Here is a 24,522-nt window from a genome sequence, read left to right as displayed (position 1 = left end):
GTCTTCTACGTGAACAACCGGGCGAGCCTGACCTCCAGGCTCGTCCAGTCCTCCGGCACCAGCCGCACCGGCACCACGAGGACATGAGGCCGCAATTCGGGCGGAAGCCGGACCGCGTCCTTCTCGGTCGTCACCATCTGCGCGCCCAGCATGGCCGCCTCGCGGGCCAGGCGGGTCAGGAGCGCGGGCGTCATGTCCTGATGGTCGGCCAGCGCCTGCTTGCCCACCACCTCGGCGCCCAGATCGTTGAGCGTGGCGAAAAAGCGCTCCGGCACCCCGATCCCGGCAAAGGCAAAGACCCGTGCCCCCGTCCAGTCCATCCCGGTCTGAAGCGGTTCGAGCCGCGCCGCGACACGCGGAATCGGGAGCGATTCAAAGTCCGTCTGGGCGCGCATCGGTCCCAGCGTGATCAACACGTCGGCCTGCGAAAGCCCCTTGTCGCGCGCGATCTTGAGCGGCCCCAGCGGCCAGGCCCGGCCGTTCCCGAAGCCGCGCACCGCGCTTTCCACCAACACGCCAAGGTCCGCGCGCACAGCGCTATCTGGCAGGCCCCCGTCGATGATGACGACCTCGGCGCCCGCGTCGATGGCGGCACGCGCACCCATCGCCAGATCGGCGGCGGTCCAGGTCGGGGCGAAGGCCGCGATAAGGAGCGGCTCGTCCCCGACCTCCTCGGCGCGGTCGGTATAGGCGATCGACCGCGGCGTGCCCGCGCCCGTGGTGACGACATGGACGTTGCGCTGCATCTCGGACAGCTTCTGGGCCAGCGCGATCACCGTCGGCGTGACCCCGGTCCCGCCCCCGCGCGTCAGGCTGCCCACGGCGACGATGGGCCGGCTCATGGTCGCAGGTTCTCTGCGGCGCAGTCTCACAGCCCGCGCCGGTCGAGCGCTTCGACGACCAGTTCGACCACGCGGTCGGTCGCCTCGGCCCCGTTCGTCGTGACTTCCCAGGCGGCGGTGGCGACTTCGGCGACCTTGTCCGGCTGGAGCAGATGCTCGAGCCCGGCGGAAAGACCGGCTTCATCCTTCGCGGCCCATGCGGCGCCCGCGTCGCGCAACCGCTCGTAGCTTTCCCGCCATGACCCCATGAGCGGGCCATGGATCACGGCGGAGCCGAGCGCCGCGGCCTCGAACGGGTTGCGCAGCGCCCCTTTGTCGAATGTGCCGCCCATGAAGGACACCGGGGCGAGCCGATACCAAAGGCCCAGTTCGCCGGGCTCATCGGCGACGAATATCTCGACCTCTGGCTCCGGTTCGTCCTCGACCGAACGCAGACCCACGACCCAGCCGTCCTCCTCGAGCCGGTCCTTGAGCGCCGGCCCCGTCGACATGTCCTGCGGCACGAGGATCAGAAGCAGACGGTGCGACCGGCGCATCACGGTTCGATGGACCGCGACGATCATGTCGATCTCGGCCTCCCGCGCCCCGGCCGCGAGCCAGACCGGCCGTGCGCCCAGTTGCTCGGCGATCATGTCGCGCTCGGCCTGCGAACAGGGGAGGGGCGCGGTGCCTTCCTGCAGGAACCCGACGGCCTCGATCCGCCCCGAAGGAACACCCAGCCCCATCAGCCCTTCAGCCGCCGCCTTGTCGCCCGCGAGCACATAGGAAAACCGCTTGAGAAGCGCGCGGCGGATTCCCGGCACCCAGCGCCAACCGGGGCGTTCGGGCACGCGTGCATCGACGAGGAACATCTCGGTCCCGGCCTTACCCGCCGTTTCGATCAGCTCCGGCTCGAACCGGTTCTCCGCCCAAAGACAGATGTCGGGTTTCCAGTGCCCGACAAAGGCCTCGGCGCCGCGCGCGAAATCATAGGGCGCGTATTGCAGGATGACATCCGAGGGAAGACGTGCCTCGAGCGGGTGGTCCGGATCGTGGCGGGCGGTGGTGACGAGGAAGTTCAGGTCGTCGCGCTCGTCGCGCAGGCGGTCGATCAGTTCAGGAAACCCCAGCGCCTCGCCCTCGTTGCCGGCGTGGAGCCAGACCAGCGGCCCCTCGGGCCGGGGGACAGCCGCGTGACCCCGCCGCTCACCCGTGCGGCTCGCGTCTTCCTCGCCCGCCTCGACAGCCCGGTTCAGCCGCGCATCGGCGGCCGAACGGCCGCGCAGCCGCTGGGTCACGAGATAAAGGGGAAGGCCGGGTCGTTTGACCATATGGGCCTCAGCCCAGTTCCTCGGTCGGGGCGGCGGGCGATTCCTCGTCCCTGAGCCGATGCAGGTGGGCGATGAAATACCGCATGTGCGCGTTGTCCACGGTGCGCTGCGCTTCAGCCCGCCAGGCGTCATAGGCGGTCTGATAGTTGGGATAGATGCCGACGATATGGATGTCGTCCACGTTCTTGAATTGCGTCTTGGTCGGGTCGACCAGTTCGCCGCCAAAGACCAGATGCAGCCGTTGCATGATTTCCGTCTCCATTATGCCCCTCGCCTATCCCTAACGCAGGGGCGAAGCCGGGGAAAGGTCAGGGCTTTTGCACCGCAGCGTATCCTGCGGCCTGAATCAGCTCCTGAATGGCCTTGGTCCCGAGGGTCGAGTCCACCGTCACCTCGCGCGCTTCCATGTCGAAGTCGAGCGCTGCGCCTTCGTCGACGTCGAGCAGCGCATCCTCGATCTTGGCGCGGCACTTGCCGCAGTGCATGTCGGGAACGGAAAATGTCTCGGTCATGACGAACTCCTCTATCGGCTTCAGGGATGAGCTAGGCGCGAGCTCCGGTGCCGTCAATAAATTACAAACGACCCCCTTGACCTTCCAGTAACTGGAACCCCTATGTGCTGTGGCAAAGGAGCCACGCCATGCAGGATATGACGCTGAAGATCGAGGGGATGACCTGTGCCGCCTGTGTCGCGCGGGTCGAGGATGCGCTTGGCGCACTGCCCTTCGTAGACCACCCCAGCGTGAACCTAGCCGGGGAACAGGCGAGCTTCGGGATCGATGACCCCGGGCGCATGGCCGAAGCGGCCGAGGCGCTGGCACGGGCCGGTTACCCGGTGGTGACCGATGCGCTCGACCTGCATGTGGAGGGCATGGCGGATGCCGCGTCCGTCGCAAGCGTGGAAAACGCGCTGCGCAAGCTGCCCGGCGTTCTGGACGCCAGCGGCAACCCCGCGACGGAGCTTGTCCATGTGGTGATCGCTGCGGGCGCCATCGCGCCCTCCACCATCGCGAAGACGGCGAGCGGCACGGGTTATGTCGCCCGGATCACCTCCGGCAGGGCGCTCGACCTCGATGCGAAGAAGGCGGAAGAGATGCGACACCTCGGGCGGCTCACCTTGCTGGCCGCGCTCCTCACCCTGCCCGTCTTCGTGGCGGAGATGGGCGGACATCTCTATCCACCGTTCCATCACTTGCTCATGGGTCTCGTCGGGACGACGCCGCTGCGCATCGCCGAGTTCGCTCTGACGGCCGTGGTGCTTCTGGGTCCGGGTCTGCGCTTCTATCGCAAGGGTCTGCCGCAACTTGCACGTTTTTCGCCGGACATGAACAGCCTCGTCGCCGTGGGCACGCTGGCGGCCTTCGCCTATTCCACCCTGGCGACCTTCGTGCCCGGTATTTTTCCCGCGGGCACAGCAAACGTCTACTTCGAAAGCGCCGCGGTCATCGTGACGCTGATCCTTTTCGGACGCTGGATGGAGGCGCGCGCCAAGGGCCGCACCGGCGAGGCGATCCGCGCGCTCATGAACCTCGCGCCCAAGACGGCGCGGGTGGAGCGCGGAGACTCCATCGTTGACCTCCCGACGGCCGAGATCGTGGCAGGTGACGTGCTGGTCGTGCGGCCCGGCGAGGCGATCGCCGTGGACGGCGCGGTGCGGACCGGCGACAGCCACGTGGACGAGAGCATGCTGACCGGCGAGCCTCTTGCCGTGGCCAAGGGGCCGGGCGACGCGGTGACCGGCGGCACGGTGAATGGGACCGGGGCGCTCCGGGTCACGGCCACACGGGTCGGGGCGGACACCACGCTGGCCCAGATCGTGCGCATGGTCGAACAGGCGCAGGGGGCGAAGCTGCCGATCCAGTCAGTGGTGGACCGGATCACGCGGGTCTTCGTGCCGGCGGTCATGGGGATCGCGGCGCTGACGATTGTCGTCTGGTTCGTCGTCGGACCGTCGCCCGCACTGGCCCATGCCCTGGTCGCCGGGGTTGCCGTTCTGATCATCGCCTGCCCCTGCGCCATGGGGCTCGCCACGCCGACCTCGATCATGGTGGGCACCGGGCGTGGCGCGGAACTGGGCGTGCTGTTTCGCAAGGGCGATGCGCTGCAACTTCTCGAAGGTGCCAGTGTCGTGGCATTCGACAAGACCGGAACGCTGACGCGCGGTCAGCCAGAAGTGACGGACGTCGAGGTTCTGGACGGTTTTGACCGTGAGACCGTGCTGCGACTCGCCGCCGGGGCAGAGGCACAATCGGAGCATCCGATCGCCGAGGCCATCGTGCGCGCCCATGTCGGCGCCGCGCCGCAGGTGTCGGATTTCCGCGCCATTCCCGGATTCGGGATCAAGGCCGAGGTCGAGGGTCATGCGGTTCTGGTCGGCGCTGGCCGGCTCATGGCGAGGGAGGAGATCGACACCAGCGTCCTGACCGAACGGGCCGAGGCGCTTGGCGCGATGGGCAAGACGCCGCTCTGGATCGCGGTCGACGGCAGTCTGGCCGCGCTCGTCGCGGTCGAGGACCCGATCAAGGACAGCACCCCCGCCGCCATCAAGGCGCTTCACGCGCAGGGTCTCGAAGTGGCGATGATCACCGGCGACGCGCGCGGGACGGCAGAGGCCATCGCCGCGCGGCTTGGCATTGACCACGTACGCGCCGAGGTTCTTCCGCGCGGCAAGGTGAAGGCGGTCGAGGACCTGCGCGCGGCCCATGGCGCCGTGGCTTTCGTGGGCGACGGGATCAACGACGCCCCCGCGCTCGCCGCCGCCGACGTGGGTCTCGCCATCGGCACCGGCACGGACGTCGCCATCGGGGCGGCGGATGTGGTGCTGGTGTCGGGCGAGCTGACCGGAATCGGCACGGCCATCCGGCTTTCCCGCCAGACCATGCGCAACATCCGGCAGAACCTCTTCTGGGCCTTTGGCTACAACGTCGTCCTGATCCCCGTTGCCGCCGGAGTGTTCTATCCGCTCTTCGGCTGGCAGCTCTCGCCCATGCTTGCCGCCCTCGCCATGGCCATGTCGTCGGTCTTTGTCCTGACCAACGCGCTGCGCCTTCGGTTCGTGAAAGGAACGCCATGAATATCTCGGATGCCGGGGCGGCCAGCGGCCTACCCGCGAAAACGATCCGCTATTACGAGGACATCGGGCTGGTCACGCCTGCCCGCGATGCGAACGGCTACCGGTCCTTCGGTGAGGTGGACGTGCACAACCTGCGCTTTCTGGCACGGTCGCGCGCACTCGGGTTCTCGATAGAGGATTGCCGCACGCTTCTCGCGCTTTATCAGGACAAGAGCCGCGCCTCGGGCGAGGTGAAGAAGGTCGCCGAAGGGCATCTGTCCGAAATCGAACGCAAGATCGCGGACCTCACGGCCATGCGCGACACGCTCGCGCATCTGGTGCATTGCTGTCACGGAGACGACCGGCCGGATTGCCCAATTCTGGAGGGGTTGGAACGCGACTGAAATCCGGCAACACCGAAAGGCGCGCCCGGACCGTGGGTTTCCAGAATCCCACATGAAAAAGGGCGGCCCTTACGGACCGCCCTTCCCCATTCTCAGAACCGCCGCTTACTGAAGCGCTGCGTCAGTGATGTCGAGCGTGTAGGCGCCTTCCGGCTCCTTCGTGATGACCGGGTCCGAGCCGCCCGCCATCAGGGTCGCCACGGTGCGCTCGTAATCCGCCACGTCCAGCGCGCCGTTCGAGCCGGCGGTCAGTTTCGCCACTTCGCCCATCATGCGCTTCTGGTGCTCTTCGGTCTGCGCGCCGGTCTCGTCGTAATCGAGAACGATCATCGCGGCCTCGTCCGGGTTCTCTTCGGCGTATTTCCAGCCTTCCATGGAGGCCTTCACGAAGCGCACCATCTTGTCCTTGAACGCCTCGTCGGCCAGGTTTTCCTCGAGCACGTAAAGACCGTCTTCCAGCGTAGCGACGCCCTGATCCTCGTACTTGAAGGTGATGAGGTCATCCTCGGAAATGCCCGCGTCGATGACCTGCCAGTATTCGTTGTAGGTCATGGTCGAAATACAGGCGGCCTGCTTTTGCAGGAGCGGATCGACGTTGAAGCCCTGTTTCAGAACCTCGACACCGTCCTCGCCGCCTTCGGTCGGAATACCCAGCGTGCTCATCCACGACAGGAAGGGGTATTCATTGCCGAAGAACCAGACGCCCAGCGTCTTGCCCGGGAAATCCTCGGGGGTCGCGACACCCGACTCCTTGAGGCAGGTCAGCATCATGCCCGACGATTTGAAGGGCTGCGCGATGTTCACCACCGGCGCCCCCTGCTCGCGTGCGGCGAGAGCGGAGGGCAGCCAGTCGACCATCACGTCGGCACCGCCACCCATGAGCACCTGCACCGGCGCCACGTCGGGCCCGCCCGGCTTGATCGTCACGTCGAGGTCGGCGGCCTCGTAGAAGCCTTTTTCAAGCGCCACGTAGTAGCCCGCGAACTGGGCCTGGGTCACCCATTTGAGCTGCAGGGTCACCTCGTCGGCGGCGAAAGCCGATCCGGCCATCGCGCCGCTCAGCGCAAAGGCAGCGAGGCCCGTTTTCACTGATTTCATCATGTTGTCTAACTCCCGGTTGATTGGTTTTCTTGCTCAGCCTCGTTGGGACGGATGCCAGAAGGTCACGCCCTTTTCTATCAGTGCCACCGCGCCGTAAAAGGCGCTGCCCGCCACGGCCGCGACGGCGATCTCCGCCCAGACCATATCAAGCCCCAGCCTGCCGACTTCGGTGGAGATGCGAAAACCCATCCCTTTGATCGGACTGCCGAAAAACTCGGCGACGATGGCCCCGATCAGGGCGAGGGTTGTCGAAATTTTCAGCCCGTTGAAGACGAAGGGCATCGCGGCAGGCAGCCGGAGTTTGCCCAACGTCTGCCAATACGAGGCCGAATAGGTCTTCATCAGATCGCGCTGCATCGCGGTGGTGGAAGCGAGCCCCTCGACCGTGTTCACGAGCATCGGGAAAAACACCATGACGACCACCACGGCGGCTTTCGACTGCCAGTCGAAACCGAACCACATGACGAGGATCGGCGCGGTACCGACGATGGGAAGTGCTGCGACGAAATTTCCCACCGGAAGCAGCCCGCGTTGCAGGAACGGTGAGCGGTCGATGAGGATCGCGGTGAGGATCGCAGCCCCGCAGCCGATGATGTATCCCGTGAGTGCGCCCTTTACGAAGGTCTGAAGAAAGTCGCCCCAAAGGATCGGCACGCTCGACAGGATCCGGGCCCAGATGTCGCTCGGGGCCGGCAGGATGACGAGCGGCACGCCAAGGCCGCGCACGATCCCCTCCCAGACCACGAGGATGGTGATGCCGAAGACGACCGGCACGGCCAGCCGCACGGCACGCGTCCGGGCGTGGCGCGAGTTCGCGAGCCAGCCGTTGAGGGCCCAGGCACCGGCCCAGAAGGCGAGCGCAAAGATCAGCCAGCCCCAGCTCATGCGCTCATCCCCATGCGTTTCAGGGTGCGCGCCTGAATGACCCCGATGATGCCCACAAGGATCGCGGCCAGAATGGCGGCGGCAAAGAGCGCGGACCAGATCTGGACGGTCTGGCCATAATAGCTCCCCGACAGCATCCGCGCACCGAGGCCGCGTATGGCGCCGGTCGGAAGCTCGCCCACGATGGTGCCGACCAATGCCGCAGCGATGCCGACCTTGAGCGAGGCAAAGAGATAGGGCATCGAGGCCGGCAGCCGCAGTTTCCAGAAGGTCTGGGACCGGCTCGCCGAATAGGTCTTCATCAGGTCGAGGTCGAAAGCCGCAGGGGACCTGAGCCCCTTCACCATGCCGACGACCACCGGAAAGAAGCTGAGATAGGCGGAAATGATCGCCTTCGGGATCAGCCCCGTGATGCCCACCGAATTCAGGACCACGATGATCATCGGCGCAATGGCGAGGATGGGAATGGTCTGGGACGCGATGGCCCAGGGCATGACGCCCATGTCCATCGCCCGGCTATGAACGATGCCAACGGCCAAGAGGATGCCGAGCCCGGTGCCTATGGCGAAACCCAGGAGCGTCGCCGACAGCGTGATCCAGCCGTGATAGACGAGGCTCCGCTTCGAGGTCGGGTTCATCGCCACGGTCGAACCCCAGAGTTCCGCGATCACCTGATGCGGGGCGGGCAACACAGGCCGATCCTGCGACCAGGTATCCACCACGAGTTCCGGGAACGTGAGCGTGGTCTCGGCGCGCGCCGCCTGATCCATCGCCCACTGCGCGTTCATCTTCACCGCAGCCCCGTACCAGACCACGATGATCGCGGCGACCACGGCGAGGATGGGAAGAAGCTTGTTCATGCCGCCCCCCCTGCCCTTTCATCTTTCCCTAAATACGCAATCGCTCCGCCTGCCACAGAGGACAGGATTTTGCGTATTTTAAGAAAGATGAAAGAAAGAGCGGTTAACCAGACACCACGGTACAGGCTGGCGAGCCGATGACCGTGAAAGGTGAAAGGCGCGCCTGCGTCCTTACCCAAACCGCAGGGCGGAACCGTGAGGTACTTGGCGCCGAGTGCCTCACGGGGACGCCTGACCGTGCCTCCTGCGGGCGCGCGCGTTAACCTTAATGGAAGGCGGCGATGGTCGGGCCGGGCCGGGCCGAGGCGCGCAGCGCCGAGGCCCTCCCCGCGACGTTGCGAAGCAAAGGCGCAATCTCTTGTCCGGTGACTTTGCGAAGCAAAGGCGCAAGACCTCGTCCGGGCGGGGTCAGTCATAGCTGTGCCCCTCCCGCAGCCCTTCGCGCACCCGGTGGGCGATCTCCAGAAACTCCGGCGTGTCACGAATTTCGAGCGGACGCTCACGGGGAAGCGTGCTCTCGATCACGTCGGTGATCCGCCCCGGCCGGGGGCTCATCACCACGATCCTCGTGGACAGGTAGACCGCTTCAGGGATCGAGTGGGTCACGAAGGCGATGGTCTTTTCCGTCCGCGCCCAGAGCTCCAGCAACTGCTGGTTCAGGTGGTCGCGAACGATTTCGTCCAGCGCGCCGAAGGGTTCGTCCATGAGCAGGATGTCCGCATCGAACGCCAGCGCCCGCGCGATCGAAGCGCGCTGTTGCATGCCGCCCGAGAGCTGCCAGGGAAACTTTTTCCCGAAACCTTCGAGATCGACGAGCGACAGGACCTTTTCGACCCGGGCCTGATGTTCGGCTTTCGGAATGCCCATGATCTCGAGCGGCAGCTTGATGTTTCCCGAAATGGTGCGCCAGGGGTAGAGCCCCGCCGCCTGAAACACGTAGCCATAGGCCCGCGACCGCCGCGCCTCATCGGCGGACATGCCGTTGACCGTCAGGGCCCCGCCTGTGGGTGTCTCCAACGCCGCGACACAGCGCAGGAAGGTCGTCTTGCCGCAGCCCGAGGGGCCGATGAAGCTCACGAAGTCGCCCTTTTCCACGCTCAGGTTCACACCCTTGAGCGCGTGCACCGGCCCGTCGTTCGTCTGGAAGGTCAGGTCGAGGTCTTTCGCCTCGATCACCGGCTTTGTCACTGTCCCAAATCCTTCACGTCTTGAGGCCCCATAGTTTCGGCTCTGCGAATTCCACCGAGTTTCCGGCCGGATCGCGCACATAGACACTGCGCGCACCGTTGGGCCAATGGAAGTCCGCTTCGATCCCGATCCCCTTGGCCGAGAGATAGTCGACCCATTCGTCCAGGTCTTCGCCCGGAACGGAAAAACAGATATGCCCCGGTCCCGTCGCACCATGCAGCGGGACCGGTATGCCGGAGCCGTCCCCCGGCTGTGACGATTCCGCCGCCACGAAGGCCAGCACCACGCTTTGCCCGCAGACGAAGAAGACGTGGCGCGGGTCGTGACGGATGATCACCTTCAGCCCCACGATCCCGGCATAGAAACCCTCTGCCGCGTCGAGGTCATCGACATAGACGGCGGCTTCCAGAACGCCTTGCGGAGCGGAGGGGCTGGCCAAGGATCAGACCCCCGTCGCCGGGATGCCGGACCGTTCGATGGGGCGCGGCGCGGTGAGCTCCTTCCATTTCGAGAGTGCCGTGTTCACCGTGCCATTCGGCTCGCGCTTGACGAACTCGCCCCAGCCTTCCTTCGATTTGATTTCCCCCTCGGCAAAGGCGAGGCGACCACGGGTGAAAGTAAAGCGCGGCAGGCCCTTCACGTGCTGGCCTTCGAAGACGTTGTAGTCGATGGCGGATTGCTGGCTTGACGCGGAGATCGTCTTTTCCGCCTCCGGGTCCCAGACCACGAGATCGGCGTCGGCACCGACCAGAACGGCGCCCTTCTTCGGGTAGCAGTTCATGATCTTGGCGATATTGGTCGAGGTGACGGCAACGAATTCGTTCATGGTGAGGCGCCCGGTGTTCACGCCGTGGGTCCAGAGCATCGGCATCCGGTCTTCGAGCCCGCCGGTGCCGTTCGGGATCTTGGTGAAGTCTCCGACGCCGTAGCGTTTCTGATCCGTGGTGAAGGCGCAGTGATCCGTGGCCACGACCGAGAGCGTGCCGGAGGCAAGCCCGGCCCAGAGGCTGTCCTGATGTTTCTTGTTGCGGAAGGGCGGCGACATCACGCGGCGGGCGGCGTGGTCCCAGTCCTCGTTGAAGTATTCGCTTTCGTCGAGCGTGAGGTGCTGGATCAGCGGCTCGCCCCAGACGCGCTTGCCGTTCATCTTGGCCCGCCGGATCGCCTCATGCGCTTCCTCGCAAGAGGTGTGCACGACATAGAGCGGCGCGCCGGCCATGTCGGCGATCATGATGGCGCGGTTCGTCGCCTCGCCTTCCACCTGGCTTGGGCGGGAATAGGCGTGGGCTTCCGGCCCGGTGTTTCCTTCCTTCAGGAGCTTCGCCGACAGTTCGGCCACCACGTCACCGTTCTCGGCATGGACCATGGGGGTCGCGCCCAGTTCGGCCAACCGCTGGAACGAGGCATACATCTCGTCGTCGTTGACCATGAGCGCGCCCTTGTAGGCCATGAAGTGCTTGAAGGTGTTGATCCCCCGCTCCTTCACCACCGTCTCCATCTCGTTGAAGACCTGTTCGCTCCACCATGTCACGGCCATGTGGAAGGAATAATCACAATGCGCCTTGGTCGATTTGTTGTCCCAGCGCTGGAGCGCCTCGAGCAGCCCCTCACCGGGATTGGGGAGCGCGAAGTCCACGACCATCGTCGTCCCGCCCGCGAGCGCCGCACGCGTCCCCGAGTCGAAGTCGTCGGAGGAATAGGTGCCCATGAACGGCATTTCGAGGTGCGTGTGCGGGTCGATCCCGCCGGGCATGACGTAGCAGCCGGTGGCGTCCACGGTGTCGTCCCCCGACAGGTCCGTCCCGATCTCGATGATCTTGCCGCCGTCGATCAGCACGTCGGCCTTGTAGGTCAGGTCGGCGGTGACGATGGTGCCATTCTTGATGACTGTGGTCATGTCTTTCTCCTCGGTGTTTTCCGCTACTGGACGCAGACGTTGAAGCCCCGGGCATCGGTCAGCGGATAAATTTTGCCATCGCGGCGATAGAAGTAACAAAAGCCGACCCCGTTCCGGTCGACCTGAACGAGCATGTCGGAGGTCGGAAGGTCGGCAGGAAAGGCCGCCATGGCCTCGGGTGTGATCGGCGCCTCGGCAACCTGGATGCGTGGAGGAAGGCCGTTCGATGCAGTGCCGGCGCTGTCACATGCCACGAGGGCGAGGACTGGGAACAGGATCAGCAGGGCTTTCATCATTCCTCCTCAGACACTCGCGAAACACCCGATGGCATCGCCATGCACCGAGATATCACAGGGGCCGAACTTGCTCTCGACGGCCAGTGAAAAGACGTCGGACCAAGGCAGCCAGAACACGCGGTAAGGGCCGATGGGGGCGGTGACAGCATAGGCGTAGTCAGTGACGCCCCCGGGGAGGTTCACCTCCATCATCTCGGGTTCGATGAGCGCGGCCTCGAAGTCGGTCAGCACTGCCTCGTTCCAGTCGGGAATGCCGTGATCGCGGTGGGCGTCGAAGTTCGCGACCTCGGCGGCGATCCGGTCCTTGATATGGGCGATCTCCTGCGCGCTGAGCGGGCCTTGGCTTACCATCCACGCGCCTCCCGTCCCGGGCTGGACCCGGAATCTTCTGCCCTGCGGGCGTGGCCCCGGGGCAAGCCCGGGGAAGGGTTGGCGCGCGGGGATGTCACCCCACGATCTCCGCGGTTTCGAGCACGGCGTGGAACAGGACGTCCGCCCCTGCCGCCGCCCACTCCTTTGAAATCTCTTCGGCCTCGTTGTGGCTCAGCCCGTCGACACAAGGGCACATGATCATCGCGGTCGGCGCGACCTGATTGATCCAGCAGGCGTCATGGCCCGCGCCTGAGATGATGTCGCGGTGCGAATAGCCTAGCCGTTCGGCGGCCGAGCGCACGGCGGTGACGCAGCCCTCGTCGAAGGCGACCGGGTCGAAGCCGCCGACCTTTTCCATCTCGACCGACAGACCCATGTCGTCGCAGATCTTCTGCACGCCCTCCTTCAGACGGGTTTCCATGTCGGTGATCACGTCCAGCTCCGGGTGGCGGAAATCGACGGTAAAGACGACCTTGCCCGGGATCACGTTGCGCGAGTTCGGATAGACGTCGATGTGACCCGCAGCGCCGACCGCGTTGGGTGCGTGAGACAGCGCGATCTCGTCCACCAGTTCCAGCACCCGCGCCATGCCCAGACCCGCGTTTCTGCGCATGGGCATCGGGGTCGACCCCGTGTGCGCCTCTTTTCCCACGATCGTCACTTGCGTCCACGACAGCCCCTGTCCGTGGGTGACGACGCCAATGTCCTTGCCCTCCGCCTCCAGGATTGGACCCTGTTCGATGTGAAGCTCGAACATCGCGTGCATCTTGCGCGCGCCGACTTCCTCGTCCCCGACCCAGCCGATGCGCTTAAGCTCGTCACCAAAGGACTTACCCTCGGCGTCCTTGCGCCCGTAGGCCCAGTCCTGCGTGTGAATGCCCGCGAACACACCCGAGGACAGCATCGCGGGGGCAAAGCGCGTGCCCTCTTCGTTGGTCCAGTTGGTGACCACGATCGGGTGCTTGGTCTTGATCCCGAGGTCATTCATCGAGCGGATCGCCTCGAGCGCGCCCAGAACGCCCAGAACGCCGTCGTATTTGCCGCCCGTCGGCTGGGTGTCCAGGTGCGATCCCATGTAGACGGGGAGCGCGTCGGCATCCTCGCCCGCCCGCGTCGCGAACATGTTGCCCATGGTATCGACGCCCATGGTGCAACCGGCCTCTTCACACCAGGTCTGAAACAACGCGCGGCCTTCGGCGTCGGCATCGGTCAGGGTCTGGCGGTTGTTGCCGCCCGCGACACCCGGCCCGATTCTGGCCATTTCCATGAGGCTGTCCCATAGCCGGTCGCCGTTGATCCGAAGGTTTTCACCCGGTGCAGCCATGGCACCCTCCTGTCTTGTCCCGGCGCGTGCTTGCACATCAGGCAACGCGCCGCATAATTAATCAACAGGGAAACGGAACGCGCCCAAAAGGGGTCCGTCGTCGCGCGGCGAGGCAGTGTGATTTCCGTATCCGGGCACAGCCCCATTTCCCTGTATCTCGTCCGCGCCCCTTATTTTTCTGGGGCTTCGGCCTTTTGACCACTTGGTCAAGGTGAGGCTAACACAGCGCGTTGCCGCGTCAAGAAAGCCTCACCATTCCGTTCAATCCCGCGGGTCACTGGCCCCGCGAAATGCAGGTGAGCGGATCGCCCATCGGGTTGTTGGGATGTTGGAGCCAAGTCCGCTTGTCGTCCTTGGCCGGGATCGTCATGCCGGTGCGCAGGTCTTTCTCGCCCGGCTCCAGCCGCCGCATGGTGATGCAGTCCTCCACCGGGCACACGTTGACGCAAAGGTTACAGGCAACACATTCGTCGTCCTTCACCGTGAACACGCGGTCGGGGCTCATGGCGATGGCCTGGTGGCTCGTGTCCTCGCAGGCCGCAAAACAGCGTCCGCAGGAGATGCAGAGGTCCTGGTCGATCTGCGCCTTGGTGACATAGTCTAGGTTCAGGTGCTGCCAGTCGGTGACCTTTGGCGTCGCCATGCCGATGAAATCTTCCGTGCTGGCGAACCCCTTTTCGTCCATCCACTGGCTGAGGCCCGAGATCATTTCCTTCACGATCTTGAAGCCATAAGTCATCGCGGCCGTGCAGACCTGCGCGTTGCCGGCGCCCAGCGACATGAACTCGGCGGCGTCGCGCCAAGTGGTGATGCCGCCGATGGCGGAAATCGGGATGCCCGCGGTTTTCTCCCATCGGGCGACCTCGGCCACCATGTTCATCGCAATGGGCTTGACCGCCGGGCCGCAGTAGCCGCCGTGGGTGCCGAGACCGTCGATCATCGGTTCGGGGCACATCTCATCGAGGTTCACCGAGGTGATCGAGTTGATGGTGTTGATCATCGACACCGCATCGGCCCCGCCCTGTTTCGCGGCGAGCGCGGGCTGGCGGATGTCGGTGATGTTTGGCGTCAGTTTCACAATGCAGGGCAGGTCCGAGTGTTTCTTCACCCATTCGGTGATCTGGCCCACGTATTCCGGCACCTGCCCTACGGCAGACCCCATGCCGCGTTCGGCCATGCCGTGCGGGCAGCCGAAGTTCAGCTCGACCCCGTCCGCGCCGGTTTCGCTGACCCGGTCGAGGATCTTGCGCCAGGCGTCCTCGTCCAGCGGGACCATAAGCGACACGACCACCGCGCGGTCGGGATAGTCGGCCTTCACGCGCTTGATTTCCTCGAGGTTTATCTCGAGCGGGCGGTCGGTGATCAACTCGATGTTGTTGAGACCCAGAAGTCGCCGATCCGCGCCCCAGATCGCGCCGTAGCGGGGGCCGTTCACGTTGACGACGGGCGGGCCTTCTTCGCCCAGCGTCTTCCACACGACACCGCCCCATCCGGCCTCGAAGGCGCGTCGGACGTTGTATTCCTTGTCGGTGGGCGGCGCGGAGGCCAGCCAGAAGGGGTTGGGGGACGTGATGCCCGCGAAGGTGGTGGTCAGGTTCGCCATGGCTCGGAACTCCTCAGCTTAGGCAGACATCAGGGTGGCGTGAATGTCCTCGGCGGCGTCGCGCCCCTCGGCCACGGCGGTCACGGTCAGGTCGTCCCCGCCCGAGGCACAGTCGCCCCCGGCCCAGACCCCTTGGCGCGAGGTGCGCCCGGCGCCGGTCACGGCGATCTTGCGCCCCGCCATGTCGAGCCCGTAGGCATCGCCCAGCTTCTGACCGATGGCCTTGAGCACCATGTCGGCGGCGACGGTAAAGCTTTCGCCGGTCGGCTTGGCGTTCTCGTCGGTATAGTCGAAATCGACCGCGTTCACCTGGCCTTCGCCAAGGATCACGGCGGGCGAGGCATGGGTGACGATGCGCACGCCTTTGGAGGCGGCGAGATCCTGTTCGAACTTCGAGGCAGGCATCGCCTCGGCCCCCCGGCGATAGACGAGGCTCACCTCTTCCGCGCCCAGAAGCTTTGATTGCACGGCGGCATCCACGGCGGTCATGCCGCCGCCGATCACCACGACGCGGCGACCGACGTCGAGCGTGGTCAGATCATCGGCCTGCCGAAGCTCGGCAATGAAATCGACCGCATCCCGAACCCCATCGAAATCCTCGCCCCCGATCCCGAGATCGTTGGTGGCGCCAAGACCGACCCCAAGGAACACGGCGTCGTAGTCGGCGGCCAGCCCGTCGAGCGACAGGCCCTTGCCGAGCGCCTGACCCAGCTTAACCTCGATCCCGCCGATCTGGAGCAGCCAGTCGACCTCGCGCGCCGCGAAATTGTCGACGCTCTTGTATGACGCGATGCCATATTCATTGAGCCCGCCTGCCTTGGGCCGCGCATCGTAGACGACGACATCGTGCCCCTTTATGGCGAGGCGATGGGCGCAGGACAGACCCGCCGGCCCCGCACCGACGACGGCGACACGTTTGCCTGTGGGGTCGGCGCGCTCGAACGGATGGACGTTCTTCCCCATGAGCGTATCGGTAGCATAGCGCTGAAGGCGTCCGATCTCGACTGGCTTGCCCTCGGCCACTTCGCGCACGCAGGCCTCTTCACAGAGCGTCTCAGTCGGACAGACCCGGGCGCACATTCCGCCCATGATGTTCTGATCGAAGATCGTCTTCGCCGCCGCTTCCGGCGTTCCGGTCAGGATCTGCCGGATGAAGAGCGGGATGTCGATCGAGGTGGGACAGGCCGTCATGCAGGGCGCGTCGTGGCAGAAATAGCATCGGTCCGCCGCGACGCGCGCCTCATGCGCATCGAGCGGCGGGTGCAGGTCGGCGAAATTGTCGGCGAGGACCGGAGGCGCGAGGCGTCCGGCGACCATGCCCGGCGTGGTCGGGGTGTTGGTCACGGCTGGCTCCCTGTTGCTGGCGTGTTCGTCTTGTTTTCAGGAACGCTAACACGACCTGTTTTTTTATCAATCGGTAAAAAACGCGGCAGCGCAGCATTTCAGGCGCTGCCGACCCGATAAGCAGTGCGCAAATCGCTTGCTCAGGAAAACGGCAGGGTCTGCACGGAGAGCGGAAGCAATCGCGAATGGGTTTGGCCAGATCGACCGGATGTCACGCTTTCACAAGTCGATCCAGGGCAGCAACACGCCCCAAGAGGGCCGGCAGATCATCGAGCCGCACCATGTTGGGACCGTCCGAAGGCGACCGCTCGGGCGCCTCGTGGGTTTCGAGGAACAGGGCCGCGCATCCCACCGCCACCGCAGCCCGCGCAAGGACCGGCACGAATTCGGCCTGCCCGCCGGAGGACGCGCCCTGCCCGCCCGGCAGTTGCACGGAATGGGTCGCGTCGAAGACCACGGGATAACCCGTGTCGGCCATGATCGGCAGGGCGCGCATGTCGCTGACCAGCATGTTGTAGCCGAAGCTCGTGCCGCGTTCGCAAAGCAGGATGTTGTGATTGCCGGTCGATGCGATCTTGGCCGCGACATTCGCCATATCCCACGGCGCGAGGAACTGTCCCTTCTTGACGTTGATCGTCTTGCCCGTTTCACCAGCCGCTAGCAGGAGATCGGTCTGGCGGCACAGGAAGGCCGGGATCTGAAGGATGTCCGCGACCTCGGCCGCGCGGCGCACTCCGTCGATGTCATGTACGTCTGTGACCACGGGACAGCCGAATTCGGCCCGAATGGCGGCGAGGATCTCGAGCCCGGCCTCGAGCCCCGGCCCCCGGACGCCCTTGATCGAGGTGCGGTTCGCCTTGTCGTAGCTCGCCTTGAAGACAAAGGGCAGCCCGGCCGCCTCGGCCGCTACGCCGATCCGCTCGGCGAGCATCCGGGCGTGATCCAGGGTTTCGAGCTGACAAGGCCCGGCGATCAGCGCGAGCGGCTGGTCGTTTCCGAAGGTGACATTGCCGACCTGCACGCGCCGCATCAGCCGAGCCCCAGACGCAAACAGTCGTGAATATGGATCAGACCCATGATCCGGCCTTCGTCGTCCAGCACGAAGAGCGCAGAGATCTTGCGATCGTTCATGAGGTGAAGCGCCTCGGACACCAGCGTTCCCATGGGCACAGTCTTGGGCGCGCGGGTGGCGACCTCGCCAGCTGTTCGCGTGAGCAGATCGTCCAGATTGCGGCGCAGGTCGCCGTCGGTAATGATCCCGGTCAGGCGGCCGTCCTCGACGACGCCCGCAAGGCCAAAACCCTTGGTCGTCATGGTGATCAGGCCCTCGCGCATGGATGTGTCCGGCGCAAGCAGGGGCAAGGCCTCACCCCGGTGCATCAGGGCTTCGACACGCTTGAGCCGCGTGCCGAGCTTGCCGCCGGGGTGGAAGACTTCGAACTCTTCTGTCCCGAACCCCCGCGCGTTCATGAGCGCGACCGCCAACGCGTCGCCAAGCGCGAGCGTCGCGGTGGTCGAGGTGGTGGGCACGATGCCAAGCGGACAGGCCTCCGGGACATCAGGCAGGGTCAGGACCACGTCAGCTTCCCGCGCGAGCGTGCTGTCTGCCCGGCTGGTGATCGCGATCAGGGGTATGGCGAAGCGGCGCGCATAGGTGACGAGGTCGGCAAGCTCGGTCGTCTCCCCGGAATTGGAGATCACGATACAAGCGTCCGCCGGCGTGACCATGCCAAGGTCGCCGTGGCTCGCCTCCGTCGGATGAACGAATTGGGCGGGGGTGCCCGTGGAGGCGAGTGTCGCCGCGATCTTGCGTGCAATATGGCCGGACTTCCCGACCCCCGCGACGATGACGCGCCCTGTGATCGATCCCAGAAGGGAAATGGCACGGACATGGTCGGCCCCAAGATCGGACGCAAGCGTTGTAATCGCCTCGGCCTCAACGGCCAGGACGCGGCGCAGTTCGGCCAGAACCTCCTCCGCCGTCAATACGATCATCCGCTGTCCATCCTGCATGTGTCGTTCCATCCTTATCGTGGTTTGGCAGGTATCGGGCAAGGGCGCCCCCTGTGACTTCGGACCCGTTGAGGATGACCGAAGATGGCGGCAGGCATGTGGCCGAAACGGGGAGCCTTCACGTCATGCCGGCGCGGGACGGTGACTGTGGTTTCGGGAAGAATACATTGATCAAGATCCGGCCCTTTTGCCCGGTGGGGCCAGCCCGCGCGCAAATCGAATGGAGGCGATCCTTGGGTCCTCATAGGACGACGCCGACCCTGCCCTGCACCAGTCCTCGAATGCGGCGAACAGCGGGAGGAGGGCGGAACTCCACTGCCCGCTGTCGCCCGATCGAAACAGCCGGAGACTGTCGTAGAGCCGGTTCGGATGCTCTGCCGTGCCCCACCGCCAGTCGCTCGCCTTCGGCAGGATCACCCAGCAGGGCACGCCAAGCGCGCCGGCCAGATGCGCGGTCGCGTTGTCGATGGTGATCACCAGGTCGAGCGCGGCGATCTGGGCAAGCTGGTGCGTGAGGTCCTTCAAGGGGTTCGACTTGGGATCCACGAGGATCGGCGCGCCAAGGCGCCTGGACGCCGTCTGCGGATCGACGTCACCATACTGAAGCGAATGGAACCGGACGCCTTCCCGTCGCGCAAGCGGCGTGAGGAGGGACAAGTCCAGACTGCGATCGGCTCCGGTTCCCGTCGCCTGCGAATGCCAAGAAAGGCCAACGTTTCTCGCCTGCCCCATGCGGGACCAGAGCGACCGGTAAGACGCGACGCGCGCTTGGTCGGGCGTCAGGGTTCTGGCATGGGACAATGGTCGCGCGACGAACCGCCATCCCGACAGCATTGAAGTCTGATAATCGAACCGCCGGGACGACAAGGCGGGTGGCGGCTTTTCAAGCTGGGGGAATGCGTCGATGTCGTTGCGCAGGGCCAGATACCCAAGAAGGCGATGATCGACTTCGGCAGTAACCTGCGCGCCGGCGTCTACCAGTTGTCGCAGGAGCCGGGCCTGCATGACCTGATCCCCAAGCCCCTGCTCGCCCCAGACGAGGAGGCGCTTCCCCGCGATGGGCTCGCCCGACCAGAAGGGGGCGGCGAACGGTCTACGGGATCCCTGGAAACTGTCGAGCTGCCAGCGCCCGCGGTCGTATAGGGTCAATCCCCCGGCGATATCGCCCTGTCGAAATCGTTCGAGCCCCAGCGTGCGCAAGAGATGCGGTGCCCGGCTCCCGGCGGCATATTCCGTCTCAAGAACTTGCCTTGCTTCGGGGAACAGGCCGTGGGCACGCAGACTGCGGGACAGAAGAACCGCGATCCCCGCCCGCTCCTTGGCGTCGGTGACGTCGAGCAGGGTAAGACGCAGTGTCACGATGTCCTGATCGCTGGCGGCCATGGGGTTTTGTGACGGTGTGGATGGGAGTACCGCAACAAAAAGCCGCCGAGGATTTCTCCGCGGCGGTTTTGTTGTGTTGTATTGAGAGATTGGTTTCTTTCTAGGTTTGGCGGTGACCTACTCTCCCACGTCTTGAGACGCAGTACCATTGGCGCATCGGTGCTTAACGGCCGAGTTCGGGAAGGGATCGGGTGTATCACTCGAGCTATGACCACCAAACCGAGGAAGAAACCAAGCTGGCGAGCCAGCAATCGAAGTCAAGTATGTATGTGTATGCTTTTGATTTGTCAGAGTAGTGCGCTGTCGCCTGTTGGCTAGTTGAGCGCTTTGGTTTTTCTACTACTGGATCAAATCAAGCCTATCGGGCCATTAGTACCGGTCAACTGAATGCATTGCTGCACTTACATCTCCGGCCTATCGACGTGGTGGTCTTCCACGGCCCTCAGGGATACCTTGTTTTGAGGGGGGCTTCCCGCTTAGATGCCTTCAGCGGTTATCCTTTCCGTTCATAGCTACCCAGCACTACCGTTGGCACGATAACTGGTCCACCAGTGGAACGTTCACCCCGGTCCTCTCGTACTAGGGGCAACTCCTCTCAAGTATCCTACACCCACGGCAGATAGGGACCGAACTGTCTCACGACGTTCTAAACCCAGCTCACGTACCTCTTTAAACGGCGAACAGCCGTACCCTTGGGACCTGCTCCAGCCCCAGGATGAGATGAGCCGACATCGAGGTGCCAAACACTGCCGTCGATATGGACTCTTGGGCAGTATCAGCCTGTTATCCCCAGCGTACCTTTTATCCGTTGAGCGATGGCCCTCCCACTTGGGACCACCGGATCACTATGGCCGTCTTTCGACTCTGCTCGACTTGTCAGTCTCGCAGTCAGGCTGGCTTCTGCCATTGCACTCAACGAGCGATTTCCGACCGCTCTGAGCCAACCTTCGCGCGCCTCCGTTACTGTTTGGGAGGCGACCGCCCCAGTCAAACTACCCACCACGCAGGGTCCCGGATCCGGATAACGGACCGCGGTTAGACATCAAGCAGAATAAGGGTGGTATCTCAAGGAAGGCTCCACAGGAACTGGCGTCCCTGCTTCGAAGCCTACCACCTATCCTGCACATATTGTGCCTGATGCCAGTGCGAAGCTGTAGTAAAGGTGCATGGGGTCTTTCCGTCTAACCGCGGGAAGCCTGCATCTTGACAGGCAATTCAATTTCGCTGAGTCGATGTTGGAGACAGCGGGGAAGTCGTTACGCCATTCGTGCAGGTCGGAACTTACCCGACAAGGAATTTCGCTACCTTAGGACCGTTATAGTTACGGCCGCCGTTTACCGGGGCTTCATTTCGGAGCTTGCACCCCTCCATTTAACCTTCCGGCACCGGGCAGGCGTCAGACCCTATACGTCGTCTTGCGACTTCGCAGAGCCCTGTGTTTTTAGTAAACAGTCGCCACCCCCTGGTTTGTGCCCCCAGCCAAAACTTGCGTTGAAGCCGGGCCTCCTTCTCGCGAACTTACGGAGGTATTTTGCCGAGTTCCTTCAACATCGTTCTCTCAAGCGCCTTGGTATTCTCTACCAGTCCACCTGTGTCGGTTTAGGGTACGGTCTAAAAGTGGGGCTATTTCCAGGAACCGCTCAGCAGCCCAACCAATCCGATAAGGTTGAACTACACCTGCGATCCGTCACCACCACATGGCCCAGGAATATTAACCTGGTTCCCATCGACTACGCCTTTCGGCCTCGCCTTAGGGGCCGGCTTACCCTGCTCAGATTAGCTTTAAGCAGGAACCCTTGGACTTTCGGCGAGAGGGTCTCTCACCCTCTTTGTCGCTACTCATGTCATCATTCTCGCTAGTGATCTCTCCACCGGATGCCTTACAGCCCGGCTTCATCGAAAGTTCCTTGTCTCCAATCTTCCCGAAGGAAGTAAGGAGACATGGAACTATGTCACACTACGCTCCGCTACCACGTGCACCTAAGTGCACATCCTCAGCTTCGGCTCATGGCTTGAGCCCCGTTACATCTTCGCCGCAGGACAACTTATATTAGACCAGTGAGCTGTTACGCTATCTTTAAAGGATGGCTGCTTCTAAGCCAACCTCCTGGTTGTTTTGGTCGTCCCACCTGCTTTCCCACTTAGCCATGAATTGGGGGCCTTAGCTGGAGGTCAGGGTTGTTTCCCTCTCCACGACGGACGTTAGCACCCGCCGTGTGTCTGCCATCTAGTACTCCCGGGTATTCGGAGTTTGGTTAGGATCAGTAAGCCTGTGGGGCCCCATTACCCATCCAGTGCTCTACCCCCCGGGGTATTCGGATGACGCTCTACCTAAATAGATTTCGCGGAGAACCAGCTATCTCCGAGTTTGATTGGCCTTTCACCCCTAGGCACAACTCATCCCGACCTTTTTCAACAGGTGTGGGTTCGGACCTCCAGTGAGTGTTACCTCACCTTCATCCTGGTCATGCCTAGATCACTCGGTTTCGGGTCTGATCCCACGAACTCATTCGCCCTATTAAGACTCGCTTTCGCTGCGCCTACACCTAACGGCTTAAGCTTGCTCGTAAGACCAAGTCGATGACCCATTATACAAAAGGTACGCCGTCAGGACTCGAGGTCCCTCCGACTGCTTGTAGGCGTTCGGTTTCAGGTACTGTTTCACTCCCCTCGTCGGGGTGCTTTTCACCTTTCCCTCACGGTACTGGTTCGCTATCGGTCAGTAAGGAGTACTTAGCCTTCGGGGGTGGTCCCCCGATCTTCAGACAGGATTTCACGTGTCCCGCCCTACTTAATACGTCCAATCGTGCTTCCTATACGGGACTATCACCCACTATGGTCATGCTTCCCAGCATGTTCTAGTCACACTCAAGGCTCGGCTGGTCCCCGTTCGCTCGCCGCTACTAGGAGAGTCTCTATTGATTTCCTTTCCTCCGGGTACTTAGATGTTTCAGTTCCCCGGGTTCGCTCTTAAAACCCTATGTATTCAGGTTAAAAGTACCTGGTTCAGCCCGATATAAGCAGCCCTAGAGCTATTATATCAAACTGTCAGGTGGGTTGCCCCATTCGGAGATCCATGGATCAAAGCTTATTCTCAGCTCCCCATGGCTTATCGCAGAGTATCACGTCCTTCATCGCCTCTTACTGCCAAGGCATCCACCAAACGCCCTTCTCGCGCTTGATTTGATCCAGAAGAAGAAAAACCGTTGCCAGTTCTTCACGACAGTCGGGCTGGTTCGTCCGATGTCTTTGCTTCTGGTCAAAAGCATACTTTCCCGCCTCTTCCGATGTCGGTCGGAAGAGACATAGATGAACCGTAGTTCATCTTGGTTAGTGTACTTGACTTGGACAACGTCATGTCTTGCGGGTCAAACCCACCAGTTGCAGCTCACTTGCCACAACCAACATGATGTTGTTGATTTCTCTCTATACGATGTCAAAGCGTGTTCTGGTCGAACACGGCGTCCGATTGGACGGTTAAACACTCGAAAGCGCTTAACGATCTAATCGGTGGTTTCTGGAGCCCTCAAACAACGATACGCGGAGCCAAACCTAAGGTTTGGTGGAGCGTATCGGGATCGAACCGATGACCCCCTGCTTGCAAAGCAGGTGCTCTCCCAGCTGAGCTAACGCCCCGTTCCGAAGGATCGGTTCGCAACAAGACAGTTACGATCGAACGTCTCTCTGCCCGAACCGGCTTTCGGTAGATGCTTCGCATCAACCTGTCGCCCGTCATGTTTGCAAGCAAACAAGACGTTGGTGGGTCGAGGAGGACTTGAACCTCCGACCTCACGCTTATCAGGCGTGCGCTCTAACCACCTGAGCTACCGACCCAGACAGACCGGTAGGTCTGTGATTTCCAGTCTGAAGAGATATGAGGACGGCCTGGTCCGTTTGATGTTGTGATGCAAAGGACATCACAGCGATGCTGAGTGCATCGCTTTGCTAAGTGTTCGTCGAAGTAAGCTGAGCAAGCTCGGCAAACTTATCCGGAACATCCTTAGAAAGGAGGTGATCCAGCCGCAGGTTCCCCTACGGCTACCTTGTTACGACTTCACCCCAGTCGCTGAGCCTACCGTGGTCCGCTGCCTCCCGTAAGGGTTAGCGCACGGCCGTCGGGTAGACCCAACTCCCATGGTGTGACGGGCGGTGTGTACAAGGCCCGGGAACGTATTCACCGCGTCATGCTGTTACGCGATTACTAGCGATTCCGACTTCATGGGGTCGAGTTGCAGACCCCAATCCGAACTGAGATAGCTTTTTGGGATTAACCCATTGTCACTACCATTGTAGCACGTGTGTAGCCCAACCCGTAAGGGCCATGAGGACTTGACGTCATCCACACCTTCCTCCTGCTTATCACAGGCAGTTCCTTTAGAGTGCCCAGCCGAACTGCTGGCAACTAAAGGCGTGGGTTGCGCTCGTTGCCGGACTTAACCGAACATCTCACGACACGAGCTGACGACAGCCATGCAGCACCTGTCACTGATCCAGCCGAACTGAAGGAAACGATCTCTCGTAACCGCGATCAGGATGTCAAGGGTTGGTAAGGTTCTGCGCGTTGCTTCGAATTAAACCACATGCTCCACCGCTTGTGCGGGCCCCCGTCAATTCCTTTGAGTTTTAATCTTGCGACCGTACTCCCCAG

The 24,522-nt window shown here is 63.1% G+C and carries 20 protein-coding genes, 2 tRNA genes and 3 rRNA genes; 2 read left to right on the top strand and 23 right to left on the bottom strand.

Annotation, left to right across the window (positions count from 1 at the left end; genetic code table 11):
- Positions 1-5: 5 nt before the first annotated feature.
- The 4 genes from lpxK to KJP29_RS04530 are packed head-to-tail and all read right to left on the bottom strand — an operon-like array spanning position 6 to position 2,664.
- Positions 6-842 carry a tetraacyldisaccharide 4'-kinase gene (lpxK, locus tag KJP29_RS04545; RefSeq protein ID WP_370630833.1) on the bottom strand — a complete coding sequence of 279 codons (837 nt, stop codon included), beginning with the start codon at positions 840-842 and terminating at the stop codon, positions 6-8.
- A 26-nt stretch (positions 843-868) separates the two neighbouring features.
- Positions 869-2,152 carry a 3-deoxy-D-manno-octulosonic acid transferase gene (locus KJP29_RS04540; protein WP_218462391.1) on the bottom strand — a complete coding sequence of 428 codons (1,284 nt, stop codon included), beginning with the start codon at positions 2,150-2,152 and terminating at the stop codon, positions 869-871.
- 7 nt (positions 2,153-2,159) lie between these two features.
- Positions 2,160-2,402 (bottom strand): DUF4170 domain-containing protein, encoded by a 243-nt coding sequence (locus KJP29_RS04535; RefSeq protein ID WP_218462910.1) that lies wholly within the window; start codon positions 2,400-2,402, stop codon positions 2,160-2,162.
- A gap of 58 nt (positions 2,403-2,460) precedes the next feature.
- A complete protein-coding gene (locus KJP29_RS04530) occupies positions 2,461-2,664 on the bottom strand; it encodes a heavy-metal-associated domain-containing protein (protein WP_218462390.1) in 204 nt (67 codons plus the stop codon).
- A gap of 128 nt (positions 2,665-2,792) precedes the next feature.
- Between KJP29_RS04530 and KJP29_RS04525 the strand changes: the two genes are divergently transcribed.
- Both KJP29_RS04525 and cueR read left to right on the top strand, forming a co-directional pair.
- A complete protein-coding gene (locus KJP29_RS04525; protein WP_218462389.1) occupies positions 2,793-5,225 on the top strand; it encodes a heavy metal translocating P-type ATPase in 2,433 nt (810 codons plus the stop codon).
- Positions 5,222-5,608 carry a Cu(I)-responsive transcriptional regulator gene (gene cueR / locus KJP29_RS04520; RefSeq protein ID WP_218462388.1) on the top strand — a complete coding sequence of 129 codons (387 nt, stop codon included), beginning with the start codon at positions 5,222-5,224 and terminating at the stop codon, positions 5,606-5,608. Before KJP29_RS04525 ends, cueR begins: the two co-directional genes overlap by 4 nt.
- Before the next feature lie 105 nt (positions 5,609-5,713).
- Here the strand turns inward: cueR and KJP29_RS04515 are convergent, their stop codons facing one another.
- The 19 genes from KJP29_RS04515 to KJP29_RS04425 all read right to left on the bottom strand — a co-directional run.
- Positions 5,714-6,706, bottom strand: a complete 993-nt coding sequence (locus tag KJP29_RS04515; RefSeq protein ID WP_218462909.1) for an ABC transporter substrate-binding protein — start codon at positions 6,704-6,706, stop codon at positions 5,714-5,716.
- A 36-nt stretch (positions 6,707-6,742) separates the two neighbouring features.
- A complete protein-coding gene (locus KJP29_RS04510; protein ID WP_218462387.1) occupies positions 6,743-7,594 on the bottom strand; it encodes an ABC transporter permease in 852 nt (283 codons plus the stop codon).
- Positions 7,591-8,454 carry an ABC transporter permease gene (locus KJP29_RS04505; RefSeq protein ID WP_218462386.1) on the bottom strand — a complete coding sequence of 288 codons (864 nt, stop codon included), beginning with the start codon at positions 8,452-8,454 and terminating at the stop codon, positions 7,591-7,593. Before KJP29_RS04505 ends, KJP29_RS04510 begins: the two co-directional genes overlap by 4 nt.
- Before the next feature lie 408 nt (positions 8,455-8,862).
- Positions 8,863-9,642 carry an ABC transporter ATP-binding protein gene (locus tag KJP29_RS04500; protein WP_370630832.1) on the bottom strand — a complete coding sequence of 260 codons (780 nt, stop codon included), beginning with the start codon at positions 9,640-9,642 and terminating at the stop codon, positions 8,863-8,865.
- 13 nt (positions 9,643-9,655) lie between these two features.
- Entirely contained in the window at positions 9,656-10,081 is a 426-nt protein-coding gene (locus KJP29_RS04495) for a VOC family protein (RefSeq protein ID WP_218462384.1), read from the bottom strand.
- A 3-nt stretch (positions 10,082-10,084) separates the two neighbouring features.
- On the bottom strand, positions 10,085-11,539 hold the full coding sequence (gene hydA, locus KJP29_RS04490; RefSeq protein WP_218462383.1) for a dihydropyrimidinase: 1,455 nt from the start codon (positions 11,537-11,539) through the stop codon (positions 10,085-10,087).
- A gap of 23 nt (positions 11,540-11,562) precedes the next feature.
- Positions 11,563-11,832, bottom strand: a complete 270-nt coding sequence (locus KJP29_RS04485) for a hypothetical protein (protein ID WP_218462382.1) — start codon at positions 11,830-11,832, stop codon at positions 11,563-11,565.
- Positions 11,833-11,841: 9 nt separating this feature from the next.
- Entirely contained in the window at positions 11,842-12,186 is a 345-nt protein-coding gene (locus KJP29_RS04480) for a hypothetical protein (RefSeq protein ID WP_218462381.1), read from the bottom strand.
- A 94-nt stretch (positions 12,187-12,280) separates the two neighbouring features.
- A complete protein-coding gene (locus KJP29_RS04475) occupies positions 12,281-13,531 on the bottom strand; it encodes a Zn-dependent hydrolase (RefSeq protein ID WP_218462380.1) in 1,251 nt (416 codons plus the stop codon).
- 274 nt (positions 13,532-13,805) lie between these two features.
- Positions 13,806-15,134, bottom strand: a complete 1,329-nt coding sequence (gene preA, locus KJP29_RS04470) for an NAD-dependent dihydropyrimidine dehydrogenase subunit PreA (protein WP_218462379.1) — start codon at positions 15,132-15,134, stop codon at positions 13,806-13,808.
- 18 nt (positions 15,135-15,152) lie between these two features.
- Complete coding sequence (locus KJP29_RS04465; protein ID WP_370630831.1) at positions 15,153-16,478, bottom strand: NAD(P)-dependent oxidoreductase; 1,326 nt, start codon at positions 16,476-16,478, stop codon at positions 15,153-15,155.
- A gap of 211 nt (positions 16,479-16,689) precedes the next feature.
- Entirely contained in the window at positions 16,690-17,508 is an 819-nt protein-coding gene (gene kdsA, locus KJP29_RS04460) for a 3-deoxy-8-phosphooctulonate synthase (protein WP_218462378.1), read from the bottom strand.
- Positions 17,508-18,473: an SIS domain-containing protein gene (locus KJP29_RS04455; RefSeq protein WP_218462377.1), complete on the bottom strand. Its 966-nt coding sequence runs from the start codon at positions 18,471-18,473 to the stop codon at positions 17,508-17,510. The genes kdsA and KJP29_RS04455 overlap by 1 nt, the downstream gene beginning before the upstream one ends.
- Before the next feature lie 189 nt (positions 18,474-18,662).
- The gene (locus KJP29_RS04450; protein ID WP_218462376.1) at positions 18,663-19,874 is read right to left on the bottom strand and encodes a hypothetical protein; all 1,212 of its coding nucleotides are present in this window, start codon (positions 19,872-19,874) and stop codon (positions 18,663-18,665) included.
- 104 nt (positions 19,875-19,978) lie between these two features.
- Positions 19,979-20,093: ribosomal RNA gene (rrf, locus tag KJP29_RS04445) — 5S ribosomal RNA — on the bottom strand.
- 129 nt (positions 20,094-20,222) lie between these two features.
- Positions 20,223-23,058: ribosomal RNA gene (locus KJP29_RS04440) — 23S ribosomal RNA — on the bottom strand.
- Between the two features lie 376 nt (positions 23,059-23,434).
- Positions 23,435-23,510, bottom strand: a tRNA-Ala gene (locus tag KJP29_RS04435).
- A 121-nt stretch (positions 23,511-23,631) separates the two neighbouring features.
- Positions 23,632-23,708, bottom strand: a tRNA-Ile gene (locus tag KJP29_RS04430).
- 170 nt (positions 23,709-23,878) lie between these two features.
- Positions 23,879-24,522: ribosomal RNA gene (locus tag KJP29_RS04425) — 16S ribosomal RNA — on the bottom strand; the annotation flags it as partial.

This window comes from Maritimibacter sp. DP1N21-5 (assembly GCF_019218295.1).
In the GTDB taxonomy this organism is placed as follows: Bacteria; Pseudomonadota; Alphaproteobacteria; order Rhodobacterales; family Rhodobacteraceae; genus Maritimibacter.
Note: the sequence above shows the minus strand (reverse complement) of the source record. Positions and strands in the feature narration are given on the sequence as shown.

Excerpts from the sequence above, each read along its gene's own strand:
- lpxK (WP_370630833.1), bottom strand. The coding sequence starts at position 842 with ATGAGCCGGCCCATCGTCGCCGTGGGCAGCCTGACGCGCGGGGGCGGG.
- KJP29_RS04540 (WP_218462391.1), bottom strand. The coding sequence starts at position 2,152 with ATGGTCAAACGACCCGGCCTTCCCCTTTATCTCGTGACCCAGCGGCTG.
- KJP29_RS04530 (WP_218462390.1), bottom strand. The coding sequence starts at position 2,664 with ATGACCGAGACATTTTCCGTTCCCGACATGCACTGCGGCAAGTGCCGC.
- KJP29_RS04525 (WP_218462389.1), top strand. The coding sequence starts at position 2,793 with ATGCAGGATATGACGCTGAAGATCGAGGGGATGACCTGTGCCGCCTGT.
- cueR (WP_218462388.1), top strand. The coding sequence starts at position 5,222 with ATGAATATCTCGGATGCCGGGGCGGCCAGCGGCCTACCCGCGAAAACG.
- KJP29_RS04515 (WP_218462909.1), bottom strand. The coding sequence starts at position 6,706 with ATGAAATCAGTGAAAACGGGCCTCGCTGCCTTTGCGCTGAGCGGCGCG.
- KJP29_RS04510 (WP_218462387.1), bottom strand. The coding sequence starts at position 7,594 with ATGAGCTGGGGCTGGCTGATCTTTGCGCTCGCCTTCTGGGCCGGTGCC.
- KJP29_RS04505 (WP_218462386.1), bottom strand. The coding sequence starts at position 8,454 with ATGAACAAGCTTCTTCCCATCCTCGCCGTGGTCGCCGCGATCATCGTG.
- hydA (WP_218462383.1), bottom strand. The coding sequence starts at position 11,539 with ATGACCACAGTCATCAAGAATGGCACCATCGTCACCGCCGACCTGACC.
- KJP29_RS04485 (WP_218462382.1), bottom strand. The coding sequence starts at position 11,832 with ATGAAAGCCCTGCTGATCCTGTTCCCAGTCCTCGCCCTCGTGGCATGT.
- KJP29_RS04480 (WP_218462381.1), bottom strand. The coding sequence starts at position 12,186 with ATGGTAAGCCAAGGCCCGCTCAGCGCGCAGGAGATCGCCCATATCAAG.
- KJP29_RS04475 (WP_218462380.1), bottom strand. The coding sequence starts at position 13,531 with ATGGCTGCACCGGGTGAAAACCTTCGGATCAACGGCGACCGGCTATGG.
- preA (WP_218462379.1), bottom strand. The coding sequence starts at position 15,134 with ATGGCGAACCTGACCACCACCTTCGCGGGCATCACGTCCCCCAACCCC.
- kdsA (WP_218462378.1), bottom strand. The coding sequence starts at position 17,508 with ATGCGGCGCGTGCAGGTCGGCAATGTCACCTTCGGAAACGACCAGCCG.
- KJP29_RS04455 (WP_218462377.1), bottom strand. The coding sequence starts at position 18,473 with ATGATCGTATTGACGGCGGAGGAGGTTCTGGCCGAACTGCGCCGCGTC.
- KJP29_RS04450 (WP_218462376.1), bottom strand. The coding sequence starts at position 19,874 with ATGGCCGCCAGCGATCAGGACATCGTGACACTGCGTCTTACCCTGCTC.